Here is a 19099-nt window from a genome sequence, read left to right as displayed (position 1 = left end):
CCACCCGGATTACGTCAGCGACGCGGGAATGCGAGCTCCCGGTCGCCGTCATCCACAGCAAGACCCTCCTCAATGATGGAGAAAAGCATGTCTGTGGCCCAATCCTGGCAACAGAGCCGCACGGCGCAGTTCACCGCCCGCTCGAGCGCGTCGGGCGCCGTGATCACCGTGGACGGCGAGCTCGACGCCGCCAACGCCGATCAGCTCGCGGCCTACGTGCAACGCAGCGTCAGGCATTCGGCGCGCGTGATCCTTGACCTTCGCGGTCTGGAATTCATTGGTACCGCTGGCTTTTCGGCGTTACACCGAATAAACGTCGCCTGCTCGGCCGCCCAGATCGACTGGGCCATGGCGCCGAGCCCGGCGGTGTCGCGGTTGTTGAGCATCTGCGACCCCGACGGCACCTTGCCGGTGACGACGCCGCGCGCCGAGCAGCTACTGGGGCCGACCCGCTCCGGCGGCGACGACTCGCGACCGCTACTGCAGCTGGTCCCGCAGCCGCGTTAGCGACTTGGCCAGCAGCCGCGAGACGTGCATCTGTGAGATGCCGACCCGCTCGGCGATTTGCGTCTGTGTCATCGACTCAAAAAACCTGAGGACCAACACCATTCGTTCCCGCTCGGGCAGCGCCTCGAGCAGGGGGCGCAACGCCTCGCGATCCTCGATGCGGTCGAGGCCGGCGTCCACGTCACCCAACGTGTCGGCGATGGCACGGACGTCGTCGTCGTCGCTGCCGCCGCCGGTGTCGATGGACAACGTGTTGTAGGAGCTGCCCGCCACCAGGCCCTCGACGACCTCGTCCCGTTCCATGCCGAGTTCCGAGGCCAGTTCGGTTGCGGTCGGCGCGCGGCCGAGCCGTTGGGACAGATCGGCGGTCGCGGTGCCCAGCCTCAGGTGCAGTTCCTTCAGGCGCCGCGGGACCTTGACCGACCAGCTGTTGTCGCGGAAGTGACGGCGGACCTCCCCCATGATCGTGGGCACCGCGAACGAGACGAAGTCCGACCCGGCCTCGACGTCGAAGCGGACGACCGCGTTGACCAGGCCGACCCGCGCCACCTGAACGAGGTCGTCCCGCGGTTCGCCCCGGCCCTCGAACCGGCGGGCGATGTGATCGGCCAGCGGCAGGCAACGCTCCACGATCTTGTCCCGCTGGCGCTGGAATTCCATCGAATCGGGGGCGATGCTGGCCAATTCGCGGAACATCTCCGGGACGTCCGCATACTCGTTCGGCCGCGAAACCGAACCGCCGGCAGCTCGCGCTGTCACCTGCTAGAGGCCGCCCGTCGCGCGGTCAGCGTGATACCGAAAACACTGCCGGTTTCATTGGGTTCGCGACCGTCGTGGAAAGTCTGGACTTCGTCGGCCAGAGATGTCAGGACATGCCAGCTGAAGCTGCCGGGCGCCACCACATCGTGGGTGTCGCACGCCGCGGACGCCTCCACCACCAATTCGTCGTCGTGCGGGTCGACCACGACGACCAGCGTCGCGTCCGGCGTGGCCGAGCGAATCAAGCGGGTGCACACCTCGTCTACCGCGAGCCGCAGGTCCGCGACGGCATCGAAATCCAGGTCCTCGAAGGTGCCGATGGCACCGACCAGCGTGCGCAGCATCGCCAGATTCTCGAGGCGTGCCGCAACGCGCAATTCGACGGCGCGGTGGCCGCGTTGACGCTTGTTGGCGCGAAATCCCGGATCGGTCATATGGTCTCCCGGCAATGTCGGCTTGACACTACTACCGCTGCGCAGCTCGCCGTCGACCGTCGGTTCCAGCCGGTTAGTCACTATAGCCGCCGCTGGTCATGTTGATCTTTCTCGCAGTAGACGTTGACGTCGGTGTCGCTGAGGCGACCCTTCCGGCACTCATCATGGTTTAGAGCTGATACCCATTTGCGGCGGCGAATAACCCAGTCCGCAGGCCCTTAACAGTCCCCACCCCGAGACCTACACTTATTGACATGAAGCAGGCTTTGCTGGGGGCGGTTGTGCTTCTGACATCGTGGGCCGTCGGCCTGCTCGTGGCGGCCTGGGTCGTCCCCGGTGTTTCGGTGTCGGCGTCGGGGTTCATCGTCGCCGTGGTGTTGTTCTCGGCAGCGCAGGCCACCTTGTCGTTGTTGATCGTGAAGTTGCCACGTGCGTACGCGTCGCTGCTCCTCGGGGGCACCGGCCTGGTGCTGACCCTCGTCGCGTTGAGCCTCGCCGCGGCGTTCACGCACGGGCTCACCATCCGCGGCGTCGCGTCCTGGCTTGCCGCAACGATCATCGTGTGGCTCGTGACCACGGTCGGGGCGATTTCGCTGCCCGGGGTGCTGGTTCGCGATCCGGCCGGCTCGACAACCTGACGACGGAGGAGGGGTGATGAGCGACAGGCATCGCGATCCAACGGACCATTTCCGGACCACGCAACCGCACGCCGGTTTCACGATGAAGGACAACCTCTACTGGCCCGGGTTCATCCTGCTGATCGTCGCGGTGGCGGGGATGATCAGCACGACGGCCGCCGCCGCCTACGGCCATTACGAGTGGCTCGCCACGACGGGGCTCGTCGCCGTGCTGGGCACGGTCGCCGGGGCGCTGTGGTTCGTCGTCGAGCATCGCCGCGTGACCCGCATCGACGAGCAGTGGCCCGTCGTCGCACCACCCGAGAGCCCCACACGAATCGCGCGTCTAGTCGATGCCGGTCAGAGGGCCGGCACCGGGCCCGCGATCGGCGAAACCCCCAGGCCCAGCGCCACCACCATCAGCGTCAGCAAAAACCAGCCCGCGCCGTGCCATCCCCACCAGGTGCCGTGGACCTTCCATACCCGGTAGGTGCGCAGGAACGCCCACAGCCCCCCGGCGAACAGGATCAGCGGACCGCCCAACGCCAGCATCGTCCGCTGGGGTGCGCCACAGGCCACCGTGTCGACGCCCGTGCCGGGGCAGGTGCTGACCCACAATGCGGCAAGAACCAAGAAGCCGACCCCTGCGGCGGCGGCGAGGACGGCAAACCGGATGGCGGCGTGCACCTCGCTGTCCTCCTGCCCCAGGCGGTCACCGGGCGACCGCTCATCTGCTCTCTGCATCCTTACCCCTCGTGTCCGCTGATTTCTCTTAGTCCATCGTTCGCTGCGTCGAATTAGTTACCCGCGCCACGATGGTTTTTTCGACCGCGCCCCGGGTCCCGGCCCTGGCGGAAGACCGCATGGGAACAAATACCCCGCGCCAAACCTGGGTAAACCGCCATCAGCCCTGCATCACGGCCGTCAAAGCGCCGCGCAGCGCGGAAATGAGCGCGTCGATTTCCGTGCGGGAAACCGTCAGCGCGGGACGGAAGCGAACGCCGTCTTCGCCCGAGCGCAGCGCGATCACCCGACGTTGCCACAGCTGACCGATCACCTCCTCGCGGTCGGCGTTCGTCGGCAGGCTGAACGCGCACATCAGGCCGCGGCCGCGGGGGTCGAGAACCACCGCCGGGAAGTCGCAGGCCAATTCGACCAGTCGGCCCAGCAGGTACCTGCCCTGTTCGGCGGCACGGTCGAACAACCCGTCGGCCTCGATCACCTCCAGGATGCGGCGGGCCCGCACCATGTCGGCCAGGTTGCCGCCCCACGTCGAGTTGAGCCGCGAGGCGACCGCGAACACATTGTCGGCGATCTCGTCGACCCGGCGGCCGGCCATGACGCCACACACCTGCGTCTTCTTGCCGAACGCCACCACGTCCGGCTGCACACCCAATTGCTGGTAGGCCCACGGGGTTCCGGTCAGCCCGCAACCGGTCTGCACCTCGTCGAAGATCAACAGCGCGTCGCGTTCGTCGCACAGCCGGCGCATCGCGGCGAAGAACTCGGGACGGAAGTGGCGGTCGCCGCCCTCGCCCTGGATGGGTTCGGCCACGAAGCACGCGATGTCGTGCGGGTGCGCGTCGAAGGCCGCCCGGGCCTGGCGCAGCGACTCCGCCTCGAGATCGTCCATATCCGGCCCGGGCCGCAGGTGGGGCGCGTCGATGCGCGGCCAGTCGAACTTCGGGAAGCGGGCCACGCTGACCGGCTTGGTGTTGGTCAGCGACAGGGTGTAGCCGCTGCGGCCGTGAAACGCGCCGCGCAGGTGCAGCACCCGGGTGCCGAGCGCCGGATCGATGCCGCGCGCCTCGTTGTGCCGGCTCTTCCAGTCGAACGCGACCTTTAGCGCGTTCTCCACCGCCAGCGCCCCGCCTTCGACGAAGAACAGGTGCGGCAGCGCGGGGTCGCCCAGCACCCGGACGAAGGTCTCGACGAAGCCGGCCATCGCCGCCGAGGGCACGTCGGGGTTGCTCGGCTTGTTCAGCGCGGCCTGGAGGAGCTCCATGCGGAAGTCGTTGTCGTCGGCCAGCGCCGGGTGGTTCATGCCCAGCGCCGAGGAGGCGACGAACGTGAACATGTCGAGGTAGCGGCGGCCGTCCCGCGCGTCGACCAGGTAGGAGCCGGCCGACCGGGTCAGGTCCAGCACCAGGTCGAAACCGTCGACCAGCATGCTGCGCGACAGCGTCTCGTGAACCCGGTCGGTGACGGCGGCGGTCATGCCGTCCATGCTATCGGATTTTTTACGGAATTATGATGCTTTGACAGGAAACATTATGGTATGTATTGCCGATCACTGTAAAAAGTATTGAGGATGATGGTGCTTCGGGTCTGGACGTCGGCCGCTGTCCGGATCCGCTGCAGCAGGTCCTCGAGCGCCCGCGCGGACCCGACGCGAACCAGCAAGACGTAGCTCTCCTCGCCGGCCACCGAGTGACACGACTCGATCTCCGCGATGTGTTCCAGGCGGGCGGGCGCATCATCGGGTTGAGAGGGATCCAAGGGAGTGATGGCCACGAACGCCGACAGCAGGTGCCCGACCGCCTCCGGGTCGATCCGCGCGGCATACCCCGACACCACGCCGCGCGACTCCAGCCGGCGCACCCGCGACTGGACCGCCGAGACCGACAGCCCCGCCCTCGCGGCAAGCTCCGCCAGGGTGGCGCGCCCGTTCGCGACCAGCTCGCGCACCAGGGTCCGGTCAATGTCGTCGAGCGCGTCACCCATTGCCGGAGACTATCGCAGCAAAGCCGGATCTAAGGGCGCGGCATGAGCCCGCGGCAGGGGCCCGAGAAGCTGGATGCCTGGCAGCTGCGCGCGCAGTTCGCCGCCGGCCTGTCCGCGATGTACGCCGGGGAGGTGCCCGCGTACGGCACGCTGGTCGAGGTAAGCGGGCAGGTCAACGCCGCCTACATGGCGCGGCATGCCGGCGCCGAGAGGCTCGGGTCGCTGGATCGGGTCACCGCCGAGCGGCACGGCGCCATCCGGGTGGGGGGCCCGGCCGAACTGGCCGCCGTCGCCGACCTGTTCGCCGCCTTCGGCATGTACCCGGTGGGCTTCTACGACCTGCGCCGCGCCGGGGCACCGATTCCGGTGGTGTCGACGGCCTTTCGTCCCGTCGACACGAACGAGCTGGCGCGCAACCCGTTCCGGGTCTTCACCTCGATGCTGGCCACCCGGGACCCGCGCTACTTCGGCCCCGACCTGCGGGCCCGCGTGGAGACCTTCGTCGCGCGCCGCCGGCTGTTCGACCCCGCATTGGTCGCGCGGGCACGAATGATTGCGGCCGAAGGCACGTGCGGTGCCGACGAGGCGCGGGCTTTCGTGGCGGCGGCGGTGGCGGCGTTCGCGCTGTCGCGCGAGCCCATCGACAAGGCCTGGTACGACGAGCTGTCCCGGGTGTCGGCGGTGGCCGCCGACATCGCCGGCGTGGGCTCCACCCACATCAACCACCTGACGCCGCGGGTGCTCGACATCGACGAGCTCTATCGCCGGATGAGCGCGCGCGGCGTCACCATGATCGACGCCATCCAGGGGCCGCCCCGCACCGACGGGCCCGCGGTCCTGTTGCGCCAGACTTCGTTTCGCGCGCTCGCCGAACCCCGCCTGTTTCGCGGCCGGGACGGCCGCGTCAGCGCGGGCAGCCTGCGAGTGCGATTCGGCGAAGTCGAAGCGCGCGGTGTCGCGCTGACCCCGAAGGGGCGCGAGCGCTACGACGCCGCGATGGCAGCCACCAACCCGGTCCGAGCGTGGAGCCGGTACTTCCCGTCGACCGACGAGGAGATGGCCGCCCAGGGGCTGGCCTACTATCGCGGCGGCGACCCGTCGGCGCCGATCGTCTACGAAGACTTCCTGCCGGCCTCGGCGGCGGGCATCTTCCGCTCCAACCTGGACCGCGACACCCGGGCGCGGGCGGCGGCCGACGACTCGGGCTACGACGCGCGGTGGCTGGCGGGGGCCATCGGCCGCGATGTCCACGACCCGTACGCACTTTACGAGGAGGCATCCCGATGAGTACCGAGGAGTTGCGCGCCCGGGCCTGTCACGCGCTGGATGCGATCGGAACCGACGTCGTCCTCGGCGAGCCGACCGGGCACGGGCTGCCCGCCAGCACACCGATCACCGGCGAGGTGCTGTTCACCGTCCCGCACACCACACCCGAGCGGGCCGACAGCATCATCGCCGAGGCCGCCGGAGCGTTCTCGGCGTGGCGCAGCACGCCGGCCCCGGCTCGCGGCGCGCTGGTGGCCCGGCTCGGCGAGCTGCTCACCCGGCACAAGGACGACCTGGCGACGTTGGTGACCCTCGAGGTGGGCAAGATCACCTCCGAGGCGCTCGGCGAGGTGCAGGAAATGATCGACGTCTGCCAGTTCGCCGTGGGCCTGTCGCGCCAGCTGTACGGCCGCACGATCGCATCGGAGCGCCCCGGGCATCGCCTGCTGGAGACCTGGCATCCGCTCGGTGTGGTCGGCGTGATCACCGCGTTCAACTTCCCGGTTGCCGTGTGGGCGTGGAACGCCGCCGTGGCGCTCGTGTGCGGGGACACGGTGGTGTGGAAGCCCTCGGAGCTGACGCCGCTGACGGCGCTGGCCTGCCAGGCGCTGATCGGCCGGGCCGCCGCCGACATCGGTGCCCCCGCCTCGGTGAGCGGCCTGGTCCTGGGCGAGCGCGACCTCGGCGAGCGGCTGGTGGACGACCCGCGGATCGCGTTGGTGTCCGCGACCGGCTCGGTGCGCATGGGCCGGGCCGTCGGCCCGCGGGTCGCCGCGCGCTTCGGACGGTCCCTGCTGGAGCTGGGCGGCAACAACGCGGCCGTCGTGACGCCGTCGGCCGACCTCGACCTGGCCGTGCGCGCCATCGTGTTCGCCGCCGCCGGCACCGCCGGCCAGCGCTGTACCAGCCTGCGCCGGCTCATCGTCCACCGCTCGGTGGCCGACGACGTGGTGGCCCGGGTCGCCGCCGCCTGCGCGCGGCTGCCGATCGGCGAGCCGTCGGCGCCGGGCACGCTTGTCGGCCCGCTCATCCACGAGACCGCCTACCGCGACATGGTCGGGGCCCTGGAGCAGGCGCGCGCCGACGGCGGCGAGGTCCTCGGCGGTGAGCGTTTTCACGGCGCCCATCCGAGCGCCTACTACGTCGCGCCCGCCGTCGTCCGCATGCCCGCACAGACCGCCATCGTGGCCACCGAAACGTTCGCGCCGATCCTCTATGTGCTGACCTACGACGACCTGGACGAGGCGATCGCGCTCAACAATGGGGTGCCGCAGGGGCTTTCGTCGGCCATTTTCACCACCGATCTGCGGGAGGCCGAGCGTTTCCTGGACGGATCCGACTGCGGCATCGCCAACGTCAACATCGGCACGTCGGGCGCCGAGATCGGCGGCGCGTTCGGCGGCGAGAAGCAAACCGGGGGCGGGCGGGAGTCCGGCTCCGACGCGTGGAAGGCCTACATGCGCCGAAGTACCAACACCGTCAATTACTCCGCGGCGTTACCGCTGGCCCAGGGTGTGGAGTTCGGATAAACGCGATGTGGTCTCATTTCGTGTGAGTACTATCTGACACATGCCAACAGCCAGAAGGCGGTTATCCCCAGAGGATCGACGAGCCGAGCTGCTCGCTTTGGGGGCAGAAGTCTTTGGGAAGCGACCCTACGACGAGGTCCGCATCGACGAGATAGCCGAGCGCGCGGGTGTGTCCCGCGCGCTGATGTACCACTACTTCCCGGACAAGCGGGCGTTCTTCGCCGCGGTTGTCAAGGACGAGGCCGACCGGCTGTACGAGGCCACCAACAACCCGGCACCCGCGGGCATGACGATGTTCGAGGAGATCCGGACCGGCGTGATGGCCTACATGGCCTATCACGAGTCGAATCCGGAGGCCGCCTGGGCCGCCTACGTGGGTCTCGGCCGGTCCGACCCGGTCCTGCTCGGCATCGACGACGAGGCCAAGAACCGCCAGATGGAACACATCATGTCCCGCATCGGCGAGGTCGTCAGCGGGATGCCGGATACCAGCGCGCTGGAACCGACTGTCGAGCGGGACCTGCGGGTGATCATCCAGGGCTGGCTGGCCTTCACCTTCGAGATCTGCCGGCAGCGCATCATGGACCCCACCGCCGACGCCGACCGGCTGGCCGACGCGTGCGCGCACGCGCTGCTGGACGGCATCGCCCGGGTGGACAAGATTCCGCCCGAACTGTACGAGGCCATGGCGACCTCGAGGCTGTGAGAGCCCGCTTGATGTCGGTGTCTGTTGGCACCATGGTTGGGTGAGCACTCGCACTGGTTCCCGCCCCGACCCGCTGGGCCGGTTCAGCGCGACCACCCGCGAGTGGTTCGCCAGCACCTTCGCCGCGCCGACCACCGCGCAGGCGCAGGCCTGGGAGGCCATCGCCGACGGGGACAACACCCTGGTCATCGCGCCGACCGGATCCGGCAAGACGCTCGCGGCGTTCCTGTGGGCCCTGGACAGTCTCGCCGGCTCGGCCGACCGGCCCGGCGGCACGCGCGTGCTGTACGTGTCCCCCCTCAAGGCGCTGGCGGTCGACGTCGAACGCAACCTGCGCACCCCGCTGGCCGGGCTCACCAGGATCGCCGAGCGCCATGGCCTGCCGCCGCCCGACATCAGTGTCGGGGTCCGCTCCGGCGACACCCCACCGCCGGTCCGCCGTCAGCTCGTCGCCCACCCGCCCGACGTGCTGATCACCACGCCGGAGTCGCTGTTTTTGATGCTGACGTCGGCGGCGCGCGAAACCCTGGCTGGCGTGCAGACGGTGATCGTCGACGAGATTCACGCCATCGCCGGCGGCAAGCGCGGGGCGCATCTCGCTCTGTCCCTGGAGCGGCTGGACGACCTTCGCGAGGGGCGGGCCGCGCAGCGCATCGGGTTGTCGGCGACCGTGCGCCCGCCCGAGGAGCTGGCGCGCTTTTTGTCCGGAGGAGGCCCGACGACTCGGACAACCGTCGTGGCGCCGCCGTCGGCCAAGACCATCGAGCTCACGGTGCAGGTGCCGGTGCCCGACATGGCCAACCTGGCGAGCAACACCATCTGGCCCGACGTCGAGGCGCGCCTGGTGGATTTGATCGAATCGCACGGCTCGACCATCGTGTTCGCCAACTCGCGGCGGCTGGCCGAACGGCTGACCTCCCGGCTCAACGAGATCCATGCCGAACGCGCCGGCATCGACCTGTCGACCGAGCTGAACCCGAAAGTTGCGGGCGGAGCCCCGGCGCACCTCATGGCCAGCGGCCAGACCTTCGGCGCGCCCCCGCTGCTGGCGCGCGCCCACCACGGTTCGGTCAGCAAGGAGCAGCGCGCCCTGGTCGAGGAGGACCTCAAACGCGGGCTGCTCAAGGCGGTGGTGGCGACGTCGAGCCTGGAGCTGGGCATCGACATGGGCGCCGTCGACCTGGTGATCCAGGTGGAGGCGCCGCCGTCGGTGGCCAGCGGCCTGCAACGCATCGGGCGGGCCGGCCACCAGGTCGGCGAGGTCTCGCGGGGGGTGCTGTTCCCCAAGCACCGCACCGACCTGATCGGGTGCGCGGTGACCGTGCAGCGCATGCTCGCCGGGCAGATCGAGACGATGCGGATGCCCGCCAACCCGCTGGACATCCTCGCCCAACAGACCGTGGCGGCCGCCGCTCTGGAGCCGCTGGACGCCGACCGGTGGTTCGACACCGTGCGGCGGGCCGCCCCGTTCGCGACGCTGCCGCGCAGCGTGTACGAGGCCACCCTGGACCTGCTGTCCGGCAAGTACCCGTCCACCGAATTCGCCGAGCTGCGCCCGCGCCTGGTCTACGACCGCGATACCGGCACGCTGACCGCGCGGCCCGGTGCGCAGCGGCTGGCCGTCACGTCCGGCGGCGCCATCCCCGACCGCGGGCTGTTCACCGTGTACCTGGCTTCGGAGGCCGAAAAGCCGTCGCGGGTGGGCGAGCTGGACGAGGAGATGGTGTATGAGTCCCGTCCCGGCGACGTGATCTCGCTGGGAGCCACCAGTTGGCGGATCACCGAGATCACCCACGACCGGGTGCTGGTGATCCCCGCGCCGGGACAGCCGGCCCGGTTGCCGTTCTGGCGCGGCGACGACGTGGGCCGCCCCGCCGAGCTCGGCGCCGCGCTCGGCGCGTTCACCGGGGAGCTGGCCGGCCTGAACCGCGAGGCATTCGACAAGCGTTGCGCCGCTTTGGGTTTCGATGCCTACGCGATCGATAACCTGTGGGGGCTGCTGGACGAGCAGCGCACCGCCGCCGGGGTGGTGCCCACCGACACCACCCTCTTGGTCGAGCGGTTCCGCGACGAGCTGGGCGATTGGCGCGTGATACTGCACTCGCCGTACGGGCTGCGGGTGCATGGGCCGCTCGCGCTGGCCGTGGGCCGGCGGCTGCGCGAACGATACGGCCTCGACGAGAAGCCGACCGCCTCCGACGACGGCATTGTGGTGCATTTACCCGACACCCTGGAGGAAACCCCGGCCGGGGCAGAGCTGTTCGTCTTCGACGCCGATGAGATCGACCCGATCGTCACCGCCGAGGTGGGCGGTTCGGCGCTGTTCGCGTCGCGGTTCCGGGAGTGCGCGGCGCGCGCGCTGCTGTTGCCCCGGCGCCACCCCGGCCGCCGTTCGCCGCTCTGGCACCAACGCCAGCGCGCGGCCCAGCTGCTGGACGTGGCGCGCAAATACCCCGACTTCCCGGTGGTGCTCGAGACCATCCGCGAATGCCTGCAGGACGTCTACGACGTCCCTGCGCTGACCGGGCTGATGGCCGGCATCGCCCAGCGTAAGGTGCGGGTGCTCGAGACGGAAACCGCGAGACCGTCCCCGTTCGCGGCGTCACTGTTGTTCGGTTACGTCGGCGCGTTCATGTACGAGGGCGACACCCCGCTGGCGGAGCGCCGGGCCGCGGCGCTCTCGCTGGACAGCACCCTGCTGGCCGAGCTGCTGGGCCGGGTGGAGCTGCGCGAGCTGCTCGATCCCGACGTCATCGCCGCGACGGGCCGGCAACTGCAGCACCTGTCGGCCGACCGGGCCGCGCGCGACGCCGAGGGCGTCGCGGACCTGCTGCGACTGCTGGGTCCGCTGACCGAGGACGAGGTCGCAGCCCGGGCCGGTGGCGCCGACGGCACCGGCGGCTGGCTGGAGGGGTTGCGGGCCGCCAGGCGCGCGCTGACGGTGTCGTTCGCCGGCCGCAGCTGGTGGGTGGCCGTCGAGGACATCGGCCGGTTGCGCGACGGGATCGGGGCGGCGGTCCCGCTGGGGGTGCCGGCCGCCTTCACCGAGGCGGTGGCCGACCCGCTGGGCGAGCTGCTGGGCCGCTACGCGCGCACGCACACCCCGTTCACCACGGCTGAGGCGGCCGCGCGGTTCGGCCTGGGCCTGCGGGTGACCGCCGACGTGCTGGGCCGGCTGGCCGCCGACGGCCGGGTGGTGCGCGGCGAGTTCGTCGGCGCGTCTGCGATATCCGAGATATCGGCCCCCGGGGGTGCCGGCGGCGAGCAGTGGTGCGACGCCGACGTGCTGCGCATCCTGCGGCGGCGTTCGCTGGCGGCGCTGCGCGCGCAGGTGGAGCCGGTGAGCACCGCCGCGTACGGGCGTTTCCTGCCGGCCTGGCACGGGGTAACCGCCGGCCATTCCGGGCTGGACGGGCTGATGTCGGTGATCGATCAGCTGGCCGGTGTCCGGATGCCGGCCTCGGCGATCGAACCGCTCGTCCTGGCCCCGCGGGTCCGTGACTACTCCCCCGCGATGCTGGACGAACTGCTCGCCACCGGCGAGGTCACCTGGTCGGGCGCCGGGTCGATCTCGGCCGGCGACGGCTGGATCGCGCTGCACGCGAGCGATTCCGCGCCTCTGACCCTGGCCGGGGCCGCCGAGCTCGACTTCACCGACGCCCACCGCGCGATCCTGGACACGCTGGCCGGAGGCGGTGCGTACTTCTTCCGCCAGCTCGCCCAGGACGCGATCGGCGAGACGGTGCTCAAAGACGCGCTGTGGGACCTGATCTGGGCCGGCTGGGTCACCGGCGACACGTTCGCGCCGCTGCGCGCGATGCTCGGCGGCGCGGGCGGCCGCAAGCGTTCCGCGCCGGCGTACCGGACGCGCCGCCCGCCGCGGCTGAGCCGCTACAGCGTGGCGCACGCCCAGCACCGCAGCACCGACCCGGCCGTGGCCGGGCGATGGTCGGCGCTGCCGGCCGCCGAGCCGGATTCCACGCTGCGGGCCCACTACCAGGCCGAGCTGCTGCTCAACCGCCACGGCGTGCTCACCAGGGGCGCGGTGGCGGCCGAGGGCGTGCCGGGCGGATTCGCGACGCTCTACAAGGTGCTGAGCACGTTCGAGGAGGCCGGCAGGTGCCAGCGCGGCTATTTCGTCGAGTCGCTGGGCGGCGCCCAATTCGCCGTCGCATCCACCGTCGACCGGCTGCGCAGCTACACCGACGACGTCGATTCCGAACGGCCGGAATACCGGGCGCTCGCGCTGGCCGCCGCCGATCCGGCCAACCCCTACGGCGCCGCGCTGCCGTGGCCGGCCCCCCGCGCCGACGGAGAGGGCCCCGGGGCCCGGCCGGGCCGCAAGGCGGGGGCGCTGGTGGTGCTGGTGGACGGCAAGCTGGCCTGGTTCCTGGAGCGCGGCGGACGGTCCCTGCTGACCTTCACCGACGACCCCGCGGCCGACCATGCCGCGGCCGCGGCGATGGCCGACCTGGTCGCCGCCCGGCGCGTCGCCTCGATCCTGGTCGAACGCATCGACGGCACGCCGGCGCTGCAACCCCACGCCGGCGGACCGAACCCGGTCGCCGAGGCGCTGGCCGAGGCCGGGTTCGCCCGCACCCCGCGCGGAATGCGCCTGCGATGACCTGCGATGGCTGATGCCCGAGGGTGACACCGTCTGGCATACCGCGGCCATGCTGCGACAGCACCTGGCCGGGCGCACGCTGACGCGTTGCGACGTCCGGGTTCCGCGGTTTGCCACCGTCGACCTGACCGGCCAGGTGGTCGACGAAGTGCTCAGCCGCGGCAAGCACTTGTTCATCCGGGTGGGGCGGGCCAGCATTCACTCGCATCTGAAGATGGACGGCAGCTGGCGGGTCGGCAACCGGCCGGTGCGGGTGGATCACCGGGCCCGGATCGTTTTGGAGGCCAACGGTGTTCGCGCCGTGGGGCTCGACCTGGGTGTGCTGGAGATACTGGAGCGGGACCGCGACGGCGACGCGGTCGCGCACCTGGGACCCGATCTGCTGGGCGCGGACTGGGACCCCGGGCGCGCCGCCGCCAACCTGGCCGCCCGCCCCGACCGGCCGATCGGCGAGGCGCTGCTGGACCAGCGGATGCTGGCCGGGATCGGCAATGTCTATTGCAACGAGCTGTGTTTCGTCAGCGGCCACCTGCCCACCGCGCCGGTCAGCGCGGTCACCGATCCGCGCCGGTTCGTCTCCCGCGCCCGAGACATGCTGTGGACCAACCGCTTCCGCTGGAACCGCTGCACCACCGGCGACACCCGGGCGGGCCGGCAGCTGTGGGTGTACGGGCGGGCCGGGCAACCGTGCCGTCGCTGCGGCACCCGCATCAACTACGGCGACGGCGGCGAACGGGTGACGTACTGGTGCCCGTCCTGCCAGCGTTGAGCGGGGCCCCGCAACTTTCGCTCGTCCGAGGTCGACATGCAATGATCTCAGTGTCAGCGGCTCGGATTGCCGTCATCACTACCCGGCGGGAGGTCCCAGCGATGACGACCACCCGAGCGCGCCTATCGGCCGGCCTTGCCCTGGCGCTGCTGAGCCTCGCCACGCGGGTCTCCCCGACCGCGAACGCCGACGCGGTCGATAACCTGTTCGTGACCGCGGTGAAGAACAAGGGCATCGAATTCGCCTCACCGCAGGCCGCGATCATCGCCGGCCACGAGGTCTGCGACGAACTCGACATCGGCAAACAAAAGCCCGACGTCGCCTCCGAGGTGATGACGAACAGCAACCTGGACGGCTATCGCGCCGGGTTCTTCATCGGTGCGAGCATCGCCGCGTACTGCCCGAGGTATCGCTGATCCTGACGTCCGATCATGAGACGGCGTCGACCGCGGTCGACAACCGCGACTTGAATTCCTGCGGAATGGGAACGTATCCGTTGTCCGCCAGGCCATCCTGGCCGGCACCGATGGTGCTCTGCAGGAACGCCTTTACCGCCGTACCGACCTGTGGGTCGGGGTATTTGGAGCACACGATCTCGTACGTCGCCAGCGCGATCGGGTAGGCGTCGGGCTGGTTGGGCCGGTAGAACGAGATGGTGTCGAGGGCGAGGTCGTTGCCCCTGCTGATGAACCACGCGGCGGAGATCGTCTTGCCCACCGAGTCCGGGCTGATCGCCACCGGGTCCGGGCCGGCCGACGTGAGGACCTTGGCCATGTTCAGGTGTTGCGCCTGGGCGAACGACCATTCGTTGTAGGTAATCGACCCCTCGGTGCTCTTGACGGCCGCGGCGGCACCGTCGTTGCCCCTAGCCCCCTCGCCGACACCGCCGTTGAACGCCTTTCCGGCGCCCTTGCCCCACGCGCCGTTGGAAGCGGTGTCGAGATACCGCTGGAAGTTGTCGGTGGTGCCGGACTCGTCGCTGCGGAACACGACGCGAATCGGCTCGGCGGGCAAGGCGACACCGGGGTTGAGCGCGGAGACCGCGGGATCGTTCCAGCCGGTGATGCCGCCGTTGAAGATCCTGGCCGCGGTCGCGCCGTCGAGGTTCAGCGAAGTCACACCGTTGACGTTGTAGGCGACGGCGATGGGGCCGAACACCACCGGCAGGTTCCACACCGGCGAGCCGCACCGCTGCTGCGCCTTGGCGTACTCGTCCTTGTTCAGCGGTGAGTCCGAGCCACCGAAATCCGTTTGGTTGCCGAGGAATTCGCTAATCCCGGCGCCGGAACCATTCGCGGTGTAATTCAGGGACTGCCCCGGGCAGGCCTGTTCGAAAGCCTTGACGAAACGGGTCATCGCGTTCGCCTGGGCGGTGGAACCGCTGGCCCGCAGGGTCGGTTTGCCGCCGCACGCCACCTTCGCCGGCGACGCGCCCGTCGTCGCACTTCCCCCGGCGGCGTGGTTGTCACCGTCACACGCGGACAACGCCACCGCAGCGGCGGCCAGAATGCTCATCGCGGCGCCAAATCGATTGAGTTTCAATCGAATTCTCGTGAATGGTACCGATGACACGATCGCCGCCATGAGGCATAGTAACAAGATCGCCCTGCTGCCGCGCGGCGTCTAATCCCGGGCGTGCGCGAGGAAAAACTGGGCGATGACCTCCGAGGCGTCCAGGGCGCGCGAGGTGCGCCCGACGATCGCCTGGGGCAGGTATTGCTTGCCCCCCGGCCACGTGTGCCCGCCGTTGTCGATCTGATAGAAGACCACCTCCGTGGACGCCGCGCACGCCGCGGAGTCGAAGCGGTGCACGACGGTGCCGTCCCCGACGCCGGGTAGCACCTGCGTCGACGGATCACCTTGGCACCCATCGGCCGAGCGCCACGTATCCACCATGCTGGTCGCCGAGACGGAGTGGCTGACCCCGCCCCGACCGCGCACGTTCCCGCCGTTGAACGGCACCAGCGGGTCGGCCGTTCCGTGTGCCTCCAGGACGGACACCGGCCGCGACGGATGGCAGGCGACGCCCGCGCCCAGCGTGCCCGCCACGGGCGCGATCGCGGCGAAGACGTCGGCGCGGTCACACGCCAGCCTGTTGGACATGAAGCCCCCGTTGGACATGCCGGTGGCGAAGACGTGCCCGGGCGCGATCTTGTAGTCGCTTTGCAGCTTTCCCGCCAGCGCGACCAGGAACCCGACGTCGTCGACGTGGCGGCGGTCCGCCGGCGACGCCCCCCGACCGTCGGCCCAGCTCTTGTCGTAACCATCGGGATAGGCCACCAGTAGGTTGTTGGCGTCGGCGACGGTGTCGAAGTCGGTCAGGCCCTGCTGCCCTGTTCCGGTGCCGCCCCCGCCGTGCAGGCTGAGCACCAGGGCGACGGGATCGCCGGGCGGCACGTGCAACGTGTAGGTGCGGTCCATGCCGCCGGAACGCAACGTGCCGGACAGATCTTGAGCGCTGGCCGCCGACACGTGCCGCACACCACAGCCCACGATGCCTACCGCGCAGAACGCCAGAACGGCGAGCGACAACCAGCGCGGGTACGGCATGTCGTCAAGCTACCCAGCGGGCTCGCGGATCGAGGGGGGAACGATTGTTGCGATGTTCGCAATATCCGCGATGATTGGATGATGCCGAGCTGTAACCTGCGTGCAACGTTGGCGGCCGAACCTTCAGTCGTCAAACAACGGATCTTCTCAAACCTTGGGGGTATTAGAAATGACGAGTACCGGTACCCGCAAGCCCGGCCGGCTGCTGTCGCTGTTGGCTGCCGGCTTCATACCGGCGGTCGCGCTGCTCGGTCCGGTGACGGCGGCCCCGACGGCTCACGCCGACGGCACCGACGACGCGTTCATCACCGCGCTGCATAACCACGGCATCGAGCACGAGTCGCCCAAATCCGCGATCGCGGCCGGCCATTTGGTCTGCCACCAACTGGATATGGGTAAGACGCAGGAACAGATCGCGACCGACGTGATGAACAGCAGCGGCATCGACGGCGACAACGCCGGCTACTTCGTCGCCCTTTCCGAACGCGCGTACTGCCCGCAATACGCCGACATGCCCTCCTGACGCACACCACCAGTAATCGTGAAACCGGGCGGCGGGAACGCCTTTCGTGTCGCCGTGATTGCAATTCGGCGGCCGTTGCATTATGCCAAGCTGTAGTGTGCGGAATTCGCGGCTCAGGTCGCGTCGGCAACAAATGGCAAAGGGATGGCAACCGCGCTGACGAGGAAGGAGGCGAAGTGACAATCACCCGTATCGCCCCCCTGGTCGTGCTGGCCGCGCTCGCCCCCCTGGCGGCGACGGCGGCGATCGCCCGTGCCGACGCCAGCGATGACGCGTTCCTGGCGGCGCTGAGCGGGAAGGGCATCCATTTCGGATCGCCGGAGAAGGCCTTCATCGCCGGCCACGAGGTCTGCGACGAACTTGGTACCGGCAGGACCGTGAACCAGGTCGCATCCACTGTCATGGGCAACAGCGGCCTGGACGGCTACCACGCCGGTTTCTTCGTCGGCGCGAGCATTCGGGCGTACTGCCCCAAGTATGCGTCTTAACCTGATCGCAACCTCGCGCTAGCAAGGACTGGACGTTGTGCCTCATACCATTCAGACACCAACTACCGCGGAGAACAACGATTGGTATCGAAAATCCTTGTCAGCGCCACTCTTGCCGTCGGGGCGGCGGTGGCGGTGGCAGCACCCGCCGGCGCTGACCCCAGCGTGTTCAACGATCTCAGCTGCAACTGCCCGCAGACGGTCTCGAACGGCGGGTCCTCCGTCGCCGACCAGATCGACCGGGGTATCCAGTCCGGCCTGGCCGGCGGGAATCTCGCCCGGGCCCAGCAGTAGGCTCCGGCTTCAGCCCGCGGAACCCCGTCCGACCGCCTGCACCGCCGCGTGCTCGTGCAGCGGCTGCTCGGCTTCGGGCGGAACGGGTTTGAGGTCGAAGACGACCTCCTTGACGGTCCCGGTGAACGCGTAGCGCGCCCTGTCCTCGTAGTCGCGGTCCACGACCAGGCCGTTGTCGCGGCTGATGTCCAACCCGGCGTGGACGTGAAGGCCAACGGCACAGTGTTGGCCATCGCGCCGTCAACCATCAGCCGATCGTCGGCCCACAGCGTCACCCGGCCGCCGGAGCCCGGGGCGGGTCGATCGGACTCGAACAGCATGCGGCTGCGGAAGAACGGCACCACTCGCGTTCGGATGGCGAAGATGATCAGCGTTTGCGTCGCGAGCGATTCCACGAACCGGCCGGTGCGGAATTCGATGGCCTCCGGCACGCCCAGCATCAACCCGACGCTGGCCACCCGCTGGGCACCGGCGAAGCCACCGCAACCATGAGCCGAACCCACGCCGAAATACAGCGGCTGTCGGACCGGATCGGCGCGCAGGTGGCGCTCGCTCAAAGCACCGGCTCCATCGGAGCGGACCAAGTCGGCGACCTGCTCGCCTGGATGTACGGGCTATACGCCCTGCTGCGGCGGCACTTCGTGCAGGAGGAAGAGAATTACTTCACCCTGGCGACGGACGAACCCGACGCGCCGCAGGCCTCAGCCCGCTGAGGGCGGGCGGGTCATGAAGGTCCCCTTGATCTCCAGCCCGATTTCGATGTCGTCGTAGTCACGCCCCTCGCGCTTGCGCTTGTCGCGTGGCGTCACCGGCGGCATCATGGGCGGCGGCATGAAGGGGAACCCGGATTCGTCGGCGGCAAGCGGCGACACCGCCGCCGCGAGCTGCACCGGCGTTTGCGAGGCGGCCAACATTCCGACCACGGCGGGCGGCATGGTCAGCCTGCCGATCGAAACCCCAACGCCCACTGCCGCCGTCGGCGCCGTTCCGGCGGCCCTGATCGCATCGGCCAGTTCGGCCGCCGCCCCTCCCAGGGCCGTTTCTCCCTCCGACAGGCCCTGGCCGATGTCGCCTCCCACGCTCTGGAGTGCCTGGGCCGAATTGCTCTGCGCCAGATAGCTGAGCAGGTTGATGGGAAATCCCGAGCCGGGGACGGTCGAGGTGAGGATGCCGGGGTTCAATATGTTGGAGTTCAACAACGACCCGAACGATGATTGGGAGCTGCCCGAGAACAGGTTCAACAGCCCGGCCAGCCCCGTCCCCGTCGCGTTGGTGTTGGGGGCGAAGATGCTCTGCAATATCGAGGCCG

Annotated in this window: 18 protein-coding genes and 4 pseudogenes; 13 read left to right on the top strand and 9 right to left on the bottom strand. The window is 69.6% G+C overall.

The genetic code is table 11. The features are described 5' to 3' along the window. The first annotated feature begins 75 nt into the window (after window positions 1–75). On the top strand, window positions 76–507 hold the full coding sequence (locus tag JWP83_RS28850) for an STAS domain-containing protein (protein WP_297738420.1): 432 nt from the start codon (window positions 76–78) through the stop codon (window positions 505–507). Here the strand turns inward: JWP83_RS28850 and JWP83_RS28845 are convergent. Then, on the bottom strand, window positions 478–1266 hold the full coding sequence (locus JWP83_RS28845) for an RNA polymerase sigma factor SigF (protein ID WP_297738418.1): 789 nt from the start codon (window positions 1264–1266) through the stop codon (window positions 478–480). The genes JWP83_RS28850 and JWP83_RS28845 overlap by 30 nt on opposite strands. After that, window positions 1263–1700, bottom strand: coding sequence for an anti-sigma regulatory factor (locus JWP83_RS28840; RefSeq protein ID WP_297738453.1), 438 nt, complete (start codon window positions 1698–1700; stop codon window positions 1263–1265). The genes JWP83_RS28845 and JWP83_RS28840 overlap by 4 nt, the downstream gene beginning before the upstream one ends. A gap of 254 nt (window positions 1701–1954) precedes the next feature. Between JWP83_RS28840 and JWP83_RS28835 the strand changes: the two genes are divergently transcribed. Beyond that, window positions 1955–2338 carry a phage holin family protein gene (locus tag JWP83_RS28835; RefSeq protein ID WP_297738416.1) on the top strand — a complete coding sequence of 128 codons (384 nt, stop codon included), beginning with the start codon at window positions 1955–1957 and terminating at the stop codon, window positions 2336–2338. Between the two features lie 16 nt (window positions 2339–2354). Further along, a pseudogene (usfY, locus tag JWP83_RS28830) lies at window positions 2355–2615 on the top strand (protein UsfY); the annotation flags it as partial. Window positions 2616–2677: 62 nt separating this feature from the next. Here usfY and JWP83_RS28825 read toward each other — a convergent pair. From JWP83_RS28825 to JWP83_RS28815, 3 genes are all read right to left on the bottom strand, one after another. Beyond that, window positions 2678–3061 carry a hypothetical protein gene (locus JWP83_RS28825; protein ID WP_297738413.1) on the bottom strand — a complete coding sequence of 128 codons (384 nt, stop codon included), beginning with the start codon at window positions 3059–3061 and terminating at the stop codon, window positions 2678–2680. 160 nt (window positions 3062–3221) lie between these two features. Beyond that, the gene (lat, locus tag JWP83_RS28820) at window positions 3222–4535 is read right to left on the bottom strand and encodes an L-lysine 6-transaminase (protein WP_297738411.1); all 1314 of its coding nucleotides are present in this window, start codon (window positions 4533–4535) and stop codon (window positions 3222–3224) included. Window positions 4536–4588: 53 nt separating this feature from the next. Beyond that, a complete protein-coding gene (locus JWP83_RS28815; RefSeq protein WP_297738409.1) occupies window positions 4589–5041 on the bottom strand; it encodes an Lrp/AsnC family transcriptional regulator in 453 nt (150 codons plus the stop codon). Window positions 5042–5083: 42 nt separating this feature from the next. Between JWP83_RS28815 and JWP83_RS28810 the strand changes: the two genes are divergently transcribed. The 6 genes from JWP83_RS28810 to JWP83_RS28785 all read left to right on the top strand — a co-directional run bounded on the left by JWP83_RS28810 (window position 5084) and on the right by JWP83_RS28785 (window position 14351). Next, a complete protein-coding gene (locus JWP83_RS28810) occupies window positions 5084–6328 on the top strand; it encodes a VOC family protein (protein WP_297738407.1) in 1245 nt (414 codons plus the stop codon). Further along, window positions 6325–7836, top strand: a complete 1512-nt coding sequence (locus JWP83_RS28805) for an aldehyde dehydrogenase family protein (protein ID WP_297738405.1) — start codon at window positions 6325–6327, stop codon at window positions 7834–7836. The genes JWP83_RS28810 and JWP83_RS28805 overlap by 4 nt, the downstream gene beginning before the upstream one ends. Window positions 7837–7876: 40 nt before the next feature. Then, the gene (locus JWP83_RS28800; RefSeq protein WP_297738403.1) at window positions 7877–8542 is read left to right on the top strand and encodes a TetR/AcrR family transcriptional regulator; all 666 of its coding nucleotides are present in this window, start codon (window positions 7877–7879) and stop codon (window positions 8540–8542) included. Window positions 8543–8582: 40 nt separating this feature from the next. Next, window positions 8583–13166, top strand: coding sequence for an ATP-dependent helicase (locus tag JWP83_RS28795; RefSeq protein ID WP_297738401.1), 4584 nt, complete (start codon window positions 8583–8585; stop codon window positions 13164–13166). A gap of 13 nt (window positions 13167–13179) precedes the next feature. Beyond that, complete coding sequence (gene nei2 / locus JWP83_RS28790; protein WP_297738399.1) at window positions 13180–13935, top strand: endonuclease VIII Nei2; 756 nt, start codon at window positions 13180–13182, stop codon at window positions 13933–13935. A gap of 101 nt (window positions 13936–14036) precedes the next feature. Continuing rightward, complete coding sequence (locus tag JWP83_RS28785; protein WP_297738397.1) at window positions 14037–14351, top strand: DUF732 domain-containing protein; 315 nt, start codon at window positions 14037–14039, stop codon at window positions 14349–14351. 13 nt (window positions 14352–14364) lie between these two features. Here JWP83_RS28785 and pstS read toward each other — a convergent pair whose 3' ends face one another. Both pstS and JWP83_RS28775 read right to left on the bottom strand, forming a co-directional pair. Beyond that, window positions 14365–15477, bottom strand: coding sequence for a phosphate ABC transporter substrate-binding protein PstS (gene pstS, locus JWP83_RS28780; RefSeq protein WP_297738395.1), 1113 nt, complete (start codon window positions 15475–15477; stop codon window positions 14365–14367). 81 nt (window positions 15478–15558) lie between these two features. After that, window positions 15559–16485: a PHB depolymerase family esterase gene (locus JWP83_RS28775; protein WP_297738393.1), complete on the bottom strand. Its 927-nt coding sequence runs from the start codon at window positions 16483–16485 to the stop codon at window positions 15559–15561. Between the two features lie 169 nt (window positions 16486–16654). On the opposite strand from JWP83_RS28775, the gene JWP83_RS28770 reads away from it, so the two are divergent. The 3 genes from JWP83_RS28770 to JWP83_RS28760 all read left to right on the top strand — a co-directional run bounded on the left by JWP83_RS28770 (window position 16655) and on the right by JWP83_RS28760 (window position 17790). Beyond that, entirely contained in the window at window positions 16655–17008 is a 354-nt protein-coding gene (locus JWP83_RS28770) for a DUF732 domain-containing protein (protein ID WP_297738391.1), read from the top strand. A 176-nt stretch (window positions 17009–17184) separates the two neighbouring features. After that, a complete protein-coding gene (locus tag JWP83_RS28765) occupies window positions 17185–17496 on the top strand; it encodes a DUF732 domain-containing protein (protein ID WP_297738389.1) in 312 nt (103 codons plus the stop codon). An 81-nt stretch (window positions 17497–17577) separates the two neighbouring features. Continuing rightward, complete coding sequence (locus JWP83_RS28760) at window positions 17578–17790, top strand: hypothetical protein (protein ID WP_297738387.1); 213 nt, start codon at window positions 17578–17580, stop codon at window positions 17788–17790. Window positions 17791–17799: 9 nt separating this feature from the next. On the opposite strand, the pseudogene JWP83_RS28755 reads toward JWP83_RS28760, so the two are convergent. Further along, window positions 17800–18113: pseudogene (locus JWP83_RS28755) on the bottom strand (arylsulfatase); the annotation flags it as partial. Window positions 18114–18248: 135 nt separating this feature from the next. Between JWP83_RS28755 and JWP83_RS28750 the strand changes: the two are divergent. Beyond that, a pseudogene (locus tag JWP83_RS28750) lies at window positions 18249–18503 on the top strand (heavy metal translocating P-type ATPase); the annotation flags it as partial. Here JWP83_RS28750 and JWP83_RS28745 read toward each other — a convergent pair. Beyond that, window positions 18492–19099: pseudogene (locus JWP83_RS28745) on the bottom strand (hypothetical protein); the annotation flags it as partial. The pseudogenes JWP83_RS28750 and JWP83_RS28745 overlap by 12 nt on opposite strands.

This window comes from Mycobacterium sp. (assembly GCF_025965855.1).
In the GTDB taxonomy this organism is placed as follows: Bacteria; Actinomycetota; Actinomycetes; order Mycobacteriales; family Mycobacteriaceae; genus Mycobacterium.
This window is presented reverse-complemented; position numbering and strand designations above follow the sequence as displayed.

Bases quoted from the DNA above. Each gene is read 5' to 3' on its own strand.
- JWP83_RS28850 (WP_297738420.1), top strand. From the start codon at position 76: ATGGAGAAAAGCATGTCTGTGGCCCAATCCTGGCAACAGAGCCGCACG.
- JWP83_RS28770 (WP_297738391.1), top strand. From the start codon at position 16,655: ATGACGAGTACCGGTACCCGCAAGCCCGGCCGGCTGCTGTCGCTGTTG.
- JWP83_RS28815 (WP_297738409.1), bottom strand. From the start codon at position 5,041: ATGGGTGACGCGCTCGACGACATTGACCGGACCCTGGTGCGCGAGCTG.
- JWP83_RS28825 (WP_297738413.1), bottom strand. From the start codon at position 3,061: ATGCAGAGAGCAGATGAGCGGTCGCCCGGTGACCGCCTGGGGCAGGAG.
- JWP83_RS28775 (WP_297738393.1), bottom strand. From the start codon at position 16,485: ATGCCGTACCCGCGCTGGTTGTCGCTCGCCGTTCTGGCGTTCTGCGCG.
- JWP83_RS28835 (WP_297738416.1), top strand. From the start codon at position 1,955: ATGAAGCAGGCTTTGCTGGGGGCGGTTGTGCTTCTGACATCGTGGGCC.
- JWP83_RS28805 (WP_297738405.1), top strand. From the start codon at position 6,325: ATGAGTACCGAGGAGTTGCGCGCCCGGGCCTGTCACGCGCTGGATGCG.
- nei2 (WP_297738399.1), top strand. From the start codon at position 13,180: ATGCCCGAGGGTGACACCGTCTGGCATACCGCGGCCATGCTGCGACAG.
- JWP83_RS28800 (WP_297738403.1), top strand. From the start codon at position 7,877: ATGCCAACAGCCAGAAGGCGGTTATCCCCAGAGGATCGACGAGCCGAG.
- JWP83_RS28785 (WP_297738397.1), top strand. From the start codon at position 14,037: ATGACGACCACCCGAGCGCGCCTATCGGCCGGCCTTGCCCTGGCGCTG.
- JWP83_RS28840 (WP_297738453.1), bottom strand. From the start codon at position 1,700: ATGACCGATCCGGGATTTCGCGCCAACAAGCGTCAACGCGGCCACCGC.
- lat (WP_297738411.1), bottom strand. From the start codon at position 4,535: ATGACCGCCGCCGTCACCGACCGGGTTCACGAGACGCTGTCGCGCAGC.
- JWP83_RS28810 (WP_297738407.1), top strand. From the start codon at position 5,084: ATGAGCCCGCGGCAGGGGCCCGAGAAGCTGGATGCCTGGCAGCTGCGC.